Genomic DNA, 7085 nt, shown 5'->3' with positions numbered 1-7085 from the left:
TGCATCGGTAACACTCCTGCGCTGTGGTACACATGACGATGCAGACACTGTTGCACGCCACCCCGGGCTGGAAGGGCTGCTTGAACGGATCGGCGAACGGGATTTTATTATTCCGGCCCGCTCGGCTGCCAAAATCCGCAAGACGCTTGCTGCAATTGGATTGAGTCCGCGCCGGGAGCTGGAAGGTACGGACGAGCCCATTCACCGTTATCCATTGGCAGCGGTAACAGATCACATAAGCTCAGACAGTCCTGACAGTGAAATTCGCCCGTATGACAGCTCCGCAGTGCCCTCCTCATGGACAAAAGAATGGAGAAGCTATCATGTGTCCACTGCCCGGCAATTGATCGAACAAGCGATTCACTGGCAGACGGCGGTGGGATTGCGAATCGGCAGGGCAGAGGTTAAATGGATACCGGAATCGGTGATTCCCGGCGAACCGTGGAGTGTCATAGGCTGGTATGCCTCTGAAGAAGGTGCTGAAGCACCAGTTCGCGCGACCCTGCAGCCAGGTGAATGGTCAGATATGCGGCTGCTGGTTCCTTTTACATCGTAGAGCCGGGAAGTGCATGAAACTCCTTCTTCTCAAAAGGAGGATGTGGTATGATGAATGAGTCTACTTTACTAGGTAGAACTTTATATAAAGTGAGATGAACATTCATGAGCGTAGCCGAATTGAATACGGTCAATATGGCAGAAGTGCTTATTAACGCCTATGAATTGGGCGATATGGTCAACCGATCCTTCGAGGTATCGGATTATTTATATTGGAAGCAGCGTGTGGAACAGAACCCGTCTATTCAGGCGTGTGTGCGCAAGCTGGATGCCAAGAAGGAGTTATTCGCGGAAACGGAGCGTTTTGGACATTTTCACCCGAACTATCATGAAGCGAAGGACGCAGTGAAGGTCGTTGAGCTGGAACTGGAACAATTCCAGGAAGTTGTGGAGTTCAAACGGGCGGAAAAGGCGTTGGATGATATGCTTCATGCGATGTCCGAAACGATTGCATTTTCCGTGTCCGACACGATAAAGGTCCCAAGCAATGATCCGAATGTGAAAAAGGGTGGATGCGGTAGCGGAGGCAAGTGCTCCTGCGGATAAACCATAGGGAGGATAGCGACGGAGGGGAGATGAAGCGAATGTTTGCCGAGCGGACAGGGTACATCATATGGGTAAGCGATATCAAAGCTGCCCGCAATTTGGAGAAATACGGGAATGTCCACTACATTTCAAGGCGCATGCATTATGTAGTCATTTATATGAATGCGGATCGGGCAGAGGATACCGTCAAAAATATTCGCAGGCTTTCCTATGTGCGCAAGGTCGAACGCTCTTTCCGAAATGAGATTAGGACGGAGTATAACGACGAAAAGGAAAAGATGAAGGAATATGAAATTTAATCTTCGAATGTTATAAGTTGTAAATTTATAAAAAAGTCGGCCTACGGGCTGGCTTTTTTTTATAAAGTCAGGACTTTTGCATAATATGTCTTAATGCTGTTAGACCTAAAAAATCTTTAAAACCAGTCATAAACTTCAATTTTGTAACTTGTAGTCCCGGGTCTGTTGAGGTAACATATGAATATATTGGTAGATATAAAGACCTATATGGTGGGGAGAGTGATCCCGTGCGTGACAAGGCAATGCAGCGATGGAGTACATACGAACCGTTCTACGTAGAGATGGGTGATAAAAAAGTCGCTGATATCGTGATTACAAATCATGCAAAAACACGTTACTTAGATCGGGTAGAGCAGAAACAGTCCGAGACGAATCATATCGCCGCCTGGCTTTGGGAATGTCTGAAGCAAAATAGGATGGAGTCCTACTATCATAACGAAGAGGATGTATATTTAATTGATGGTGATCTGGTTGTCGTGGCTGAATTTGGTGAGTTGCCAGGCGAGATGGATATTGCGGGGAATCCGCTCCACAAGATGATTGTCATTACCTTTTTGGGCCGGATGTCAGAGACGATTGAACTCAGGGACTTGAAGTCTTACTATTCATGGTTACGCCATTCGCGGCGTATGACACTAATGAAAAGCGCTCGCAAGCAAAAATAGTCGATAAACATAGTCGGTAATGAATCAGACGGTTCTGATGAAAAAGTCTTCAAACTCATCGCAGTGCTGTCAGGTATGTATAAGTATGCAGGTATCAGTTGCATACTTTTTTTATTTTGTATGGATTGTACAAAAATAAAACCGCCCATTTCGGTGAGTTTTCTTGGTAATTCGTGAACAGATGTTTTTCTTATGTTAAAATAGGGGGACTAGAAAGGGGAAAGGGCGGTCAGTATGAATTTTCATCAGTTGCACATCTTTTATACGGTCGCGGAGCGGGGGAGCTTCTCGGCGGCGGCGCAAGCGCTGCATATGACGCAACCTGCCGTGACCATGCAAATTCAGACATTGGAAGATTATTTTGGTACAAAGCTGTTGCACCGATCGACTAAAAAAATCGAGCTTTCGGAGGCGGGAGCGACATTACTGCCTTTTGCCAAAAAAAGCATGGAACTCATCCGGGAAGCAGACGAGGCGATGTCTGCTTTTACCCACATGCTGGAGGGAAGATTGCATATTGGCGCTAGCCTTACGATTGGTGAATATATTGTGCCAAGAATGTTGGGGCCGTTTGGTCAGGAGTACCCTCATATACACATGGCAATGAATGTGATGAATACGACTCAAATTATGGATGATATACTAAAGCATCAGTTGAATTTAGGACTAATCGAGGCTCCGGTCCAGCATCCGGATATTGTGGTGGAGACTGTGATGCAGGACGAGCTGAAACTAATTGTTCCTTCGGGACATGTACTGGCCAAGGCTAAAAAAGTAGTGCTGGAGGATGTGTTTAAGCATCCTTTTATAGCGAGAGAAAAAGGATCTGGTACACGTCAGGTCATAGAGGACGGACTGAAGAATCGTGGTGTAGATGCCTCCCGACTTTCTATCGTTATGGAGATGGGCAGCACTGGAGCGGTCAAATCAGCGGTAGAAGCTGGACTCGGGATTACAATGCTGTCGCCTTCTTCAGTGAAGCATGAGGTTGCGCTCGGATTGTTGAAAATCGTTAATATTTCAGATATCACCTTCAAACGAGAGTTTTACGCCATTCATCTGAAGTCGGCGTTGCTGCCGATTCCGGTCGTGACCTTCCTGTCTTACTTGCGTCGTCACGATCAGGGAGGGGACGTGTTTGGTGACCCGGTGGATGGGCCGGCAGGGATGAAAGAAGAGGAGAATGTGCAATGAAGGAGCAGACCCATTTGAAACGATATGATATGAAGGAGCAGACCCATTTGAAACGATATGATTTGCATACACATACTCAAGCATCTGACGGTATGCAGCCACCTGCGGATAATGTGCGCTGGGCTAAGGAAAAGGGTCTGGCGGGTGTGGCCATTACAGACCATGATACGGTGGCTGGGCTGGAGGAAGCTCTTGAGGAGGGGCGGCGTACAGGAATTACCGTGATACCGGGTGTAGAAATCAGTACACGGACTAGCGGCAAGGATATTCATATACTCGGTTATTATATGGATTACCATAATAAAGAGTTTTTGAAGCGATTGGAAAAGCTGCGGCAGGCGCGGGATACCCGTAATGATTTGATTTTGAGCCGATTGCGGAGCCTGGGCGTGAACATCACCCTGGAAGAGGTGGTGGCTACGATGGGCAGACCGCTCGCACCGGATGAAAGCATTGGACGTCCGCATATGGCGGATACGCTGGTTCAAAAAGGATATGCGAAGGACATGCGGGATGCGTTCGACCGTTATTTGGCAGAGGGGGCGCCCGGCTACGTGTCTGTACCCCGTGTAGAGCCTGCGGAGGCTATAAGCTGGATTCGTGAAGCAGGAGGAGTGCCTGTGGTCGCCCACCCCGGGTTGTACGGGGATGATGGGCTGGTTCGCTCCATTATAGAGCAAGCGAAGCCTGTGGGGCTGGAGGTGCGACATTCGGACCATGATGATGCGGCCGAGAAACGATATGCAGCAATGGCGGCGCACTATGGGCTTATCGCGACTGGCGGATCGGATTTTCACGGTGCACGCCAAGGTGTTATTTTCCACGGTGATCTGGGCAGCCGCAGTGTGAATGATCAGGTTGTCGAGGACTTGAGGAAGGCTGCCGCTGAACAGAAGTAACACATGAAGTGTACCCGACATAGGACAAGGGGCTTTCGTATTATCAGATTAGCCAGTAATTGCTGGATGGTCTATTTTTTGGCTGTTTTACGATGGCGGTAGCCTGGAGAACGCTAGCTGTTTTTGATACGATTGGGCAGCGATTTGACCAGCTCTTCATCTGGGGTGATAAAGAGCGTGCGCTGATGGTCATAGATGACAAAGCCCGGTTTGGCTCCGCTGGGCTTGCGCACATGCCGAATCAGGGTGGCGTCTACAGGCACGCTGCTGGACTGTTTGGCCTGGCTAAAGTAGGCGGCGAGCTGAGCTGCCTCCTCCAATGTGGCATCCCCGAATTGCTCAGCACGAATAACAACGTGTGAACCTGGAATATCCTTTGTATGCAGCCAGGTGTCATTCGGTCCGGCCAGTCGGTTGGTGACATATTCATTCTGCAGGTTGTTTTTGCCGACCAGTAGCTCAATCCCCTCGGATGACGTATACACGTGCAAGGTGGGACGGTCGTTTTTCTTCTTTTTCTTCCCTTTTTTGACCCGGTCTCTAAGATAGCCCTGTTGTACCAGTTCTTCACGTATTTCCTCAATGTCGTTCATGGAGGCATGGGCTAACTGCTGAAGCAGATTGTCCATATATCTGATTTCTTCGTGTGTCTTCTCCAATTGCTCGTCTATGACAGCCAGACTGTTTTTATATTTGTTGTATTTTTTAAAATACCGCTGTGCATTATCCGATGGGCCCAGTAACGGGTCCATCGGGATCGTTAGCTGACGCTGTTCCTCATCATAAAAATTGGTAAGTGTCACTTCTTTGTCGCCCTTTTTTACTTCATGCAGCGAAGCGAACAGCAGCTCGCCGTAAATGCGAAATTGATCGGCATCTTCCGCCTCGGCCAAATCCTGATGGAGGTAGTCGAGTTTTTTCACATTTTTGCTCCGCTCATTTTGCAGAAAACGCAGCAGGTCGCTAACCTTTTGCTTGACCGTGTCCCTTTCTGCTTTTTCACCGAAAAAATCCTCCATGCATTGACTTATCGTAGCGTATTCCTTTCGCTCTCCCTGAACCAATGTAAGAGGAATGACTGAAAATATTGCCTTTTCCTGTGCGTTCAAGCCGGATACTGGCTGAAAACGATGATTCTGCACGTCATCCATCATGTGACTGAATGTACTCCATAGCTGATGATGATCGTCGTCAGTTGCTTTGTTAGATACTCGGGCCAGTATTTCCTCGGCGATGAGGGGACTGAGTCCGGTAAAAGTATTTACGATCCAGCGTTTGGGTGCTTCTCCCGCCTCCATAGCTGTTTGATATGAGGAGACGAATGTTGCTTCTTCCGTTTCCAGCGGGTTCAGCTTATTTTGTTCAGGAGGCTCCGTGTATTGAAAGCCGGGCATAATGACCCGATAGCTGCTAATCGATGGTGTGACATGATGGATGCCGTCCAATATAACGCCTGTTTCCGGGTCGAGCAAAATTATGTTGCTATGCCTGCCCATCAGCTCAATGATAATCCGCTTGAGTGAAATATCACCAAGCTCGTCACGCTGTCGCACATCCATGTGAATAATGCGTTCCATGCCCACCTGAGTAATGTTCTCGATGATGCCTCCTTCACAATGCTTGCGAAGCAGCATACAAAACATAGGCGCTTCTGTCGGATTGAGAAAGTTTTGCTCTGTAAAATGTACACGCGGAAATGTCGGATTAGCTGACAGCAGCAGCTTTATGCTTCCGCCTTGTGCCCGCATATTCAGCACCATATCGTGATCGTTTGGCTGATGTATTTTGTTAATGCGCCCGCCACGGATGCTTTGCAGCTCGTGTACGATAGCGCGGGTTACGATTCCGTCCAATGCCATAATGTATGTTCTCCTTTGAAGCCATTATATTTTCGCCTTCCTACTATGATACATAAATTTGGGACAAAACTTAAGCGGCTTTGTGATATTTCGGGTCCTGTCCGAATAGATTGAATCAAGAAAGTCTGTCCAGCTTATCAGCATTCGCGGCACAAAATGTAATAACGGACAGCCATCCTAGGCACAACCGACGGAAACGGACTATCTGACCGGGAGGGAATTGGGGAGAATGGAACAAGCACATTGGCACCAACTAAGCAATGAACAGCTTTCAACAAGTCTGGAAGTCGACCCGAAGCAGGGTCTTTCGGAGGAACAGCTTGCGCAGCGGAGAGAAAGGGCAGGATGGAATGAACTGAGCGAGGGGAAGCGTGTTTCGGCGCTCCTGATGCTGCTCAACCAGTTTAAGGATTTTATGATGCTCATCCTGATGGGGGCTACCCTGATCTCCGGTCTGCTTGGTGAATATTTGGACGCGGTTACCATTATTGCTATTGTGGTGTTGAATGGAATTCTTGGTTTTGTGCAGGAATTTAGAGCAGAGCGTTCGCTGCGGGCTTTGAAACAGCTGTCAGCTCCAACTGCCAAAGTGCTGCGGGGCGGCAAACGGGTACAGATTCAAGCCAGAGAGCTGGTGCCGGGTGATATCGTCCTCCTGGAAAGCGGTGATCGTATTCCCGCAGATGTGAGGTGGCTGAGTACCAACGGCTGTGATGTGGAGGAATCCGCCCTGACCGGTGAATCGGTTCCGGTAAGTAAGCATAGCCGACCTATTCATGCCGCGGAGGTACCGCTTGGGGACCAAAAAAACATCGGATTCATGGGCACGATGATGACCAGAGGCACTGCGCAGGGCATCGTTATTCGTACAGGCATGAGCACTGAAATGGGCAAAATTGCAGACCTGATCGAAAATACAGAGTCGCAGGAGACACCGTTGCAGCACAGGTTGGAGCAATTGGGGAAAATATTGATCATCGTAGCGCTGGCGCTAACGGTGCTCGTTGTCGTAGCTGGCATATTGCATGGTCAGCCAGCCATGAGCATGTTCCTGGCCGGCGTGCGCTT

General features: G+C 48.8%; 6 protein-coding genes and 2 pseudogenes. 7 read left to right on the top strand and 1 reads right to left on the bottom strand.

All coding sequences use genetic code 11. From position 1 onward, the window contains the following. From WG8_RS14815 to WG8_RS14790, 6 genes and pseudogenes are all read left to right on the top strand, one after another. A pseudogene (locus tag WG8_RS14815) lies at positions 1-556 on the top strand (helicase-associated domain-containing protein); the annotation flags it as partial. Positions 557-660: 104 nt separating this feature from the next. Further along, entirely contained in the window at positions 661-1101 is a 441-nt protein-coding gene (locus tag WG8_RS14810; RefSeq protein ID WP_007431018.1) for a YlbF family regulator, read from the top strand. Between the two features lie 38 nt (positions 1102-1139). After that, positions 1140-1400, top strand: coding sequence for a YlbG family protein (locus tag WG8_RS14805; protein ID WP_007431017.1), 261 nt, complete (start codon positions 1140-1142; stop codon positions 1398-1400). 227 nt (positions 1401-1627) lie between these two features. Continuing rightward, entirely contained in the window at positions 1628-2065 is a 438-nt protein-coding gene (locus WG8_RS14800) for a hypothetical protein (RefSeq protein WP_007431016.1), read from the top strand. Positions 2066-2299: 234 nt separating this feature from the next. Continuing rightward, positions 2300-3259 carry a selenium metabolism-associated LysR family transcriptional regulator gene (locus WG8_RS14795; protein WP_007431015.1) on the top strand — a complete coding sequence of 320 codons (960 nt, stop codon included), beginning with the start codon at positions 2300-2302 and terminating at the stop codon, positions 3257-3259. A gap of 29 nt (positions 3260-3288) precedes the next feature. Then, a complete protein-coding gene (locus WG8_RS14790) occupies positions 3289-4158 on the top strand; it encodes a PHP domain-containing protein (RefSeq protein ID WP_043891166.1) in 870 nt (289 codons plus the stop codon). A gap of 113 nt (positions 4159-4271) precedes the next feature. Here the strand turns inward: WG8_RS14790 and WG8_RS14785 are convergent, their stop codons facing one another. Beyond that, positions 4272-6017, bottom strand: coding sequence for an Rqc2 family fibronectin-binding protein (locus tag WG8_RS14785; RefSeq protein WP_007431013.1), 1746 nt, complete (start codon positions 6015-6017; stop codon positions 4272-4274). Positions 6018-6246: 229 nt separating this feature from the next. Here WG8_RS14785 and WG8_RS28500 point away from each other — a divergent pair. Next, a pseudogene (locus WG8_RS28500) lies at positions 6247-7085 on the top strand (HAD-IC family P-type ATPase); the annotation flags it as partial.

The sequence above is a fragment of the Paenibacillus sp. Aloe-11 genome (assembly GCF_000245715.1).
GTDB classification, from domain to species: Bacteria; Bacillota; Bacilli; order Paenibacillales; family Paenibacillaceae; genus Paenibacillus; species Paenibacillus kribbensis.
This window is presented reverse-complemented; position numbering and strand designations above follow the sequence as displayed.

What these genes read in the sequence shown, in the direction of transcription:
- WG8_RS14810 (WP_007431018.1), top strand. Translation starts at nt 661, where the DNA reads ATGAGCGTAGCCGAATTGAATACGGTCAATATGGCAGAAGTGCTTATT.
- WG8_RS14805 (WP_007431017.1), top strand. Translation starts at nt 1,140, where the DNA reads ATGTTTGCCGAGCGGACAGGGTACATCATATGGGTAAGCGATATCAAA.
- WG8_RS14795 (WP_007431015.1), top strand. Translation starts at nt 2,300, where the DNA reads ATGAATTTTCATCAGTTGCACATCTTTTATACGGTCGCGGAGCGGGGG.
- WG8_RS14790 (WP_043891166.1), top strand. Translation starts at nt 3,289, where the DNA reads ATGAAGGAGCAGACCCATTTGAAACGATATGATTTGCATACACATACT.
- WG8_RS14785 (WP_007431013.1), bottom strand. Translation starts at nt 6,017, where the DNA reads ATGGCATTGGACGGAATCGTAACCCGCGCTATCGTACACGAGCTGCAA.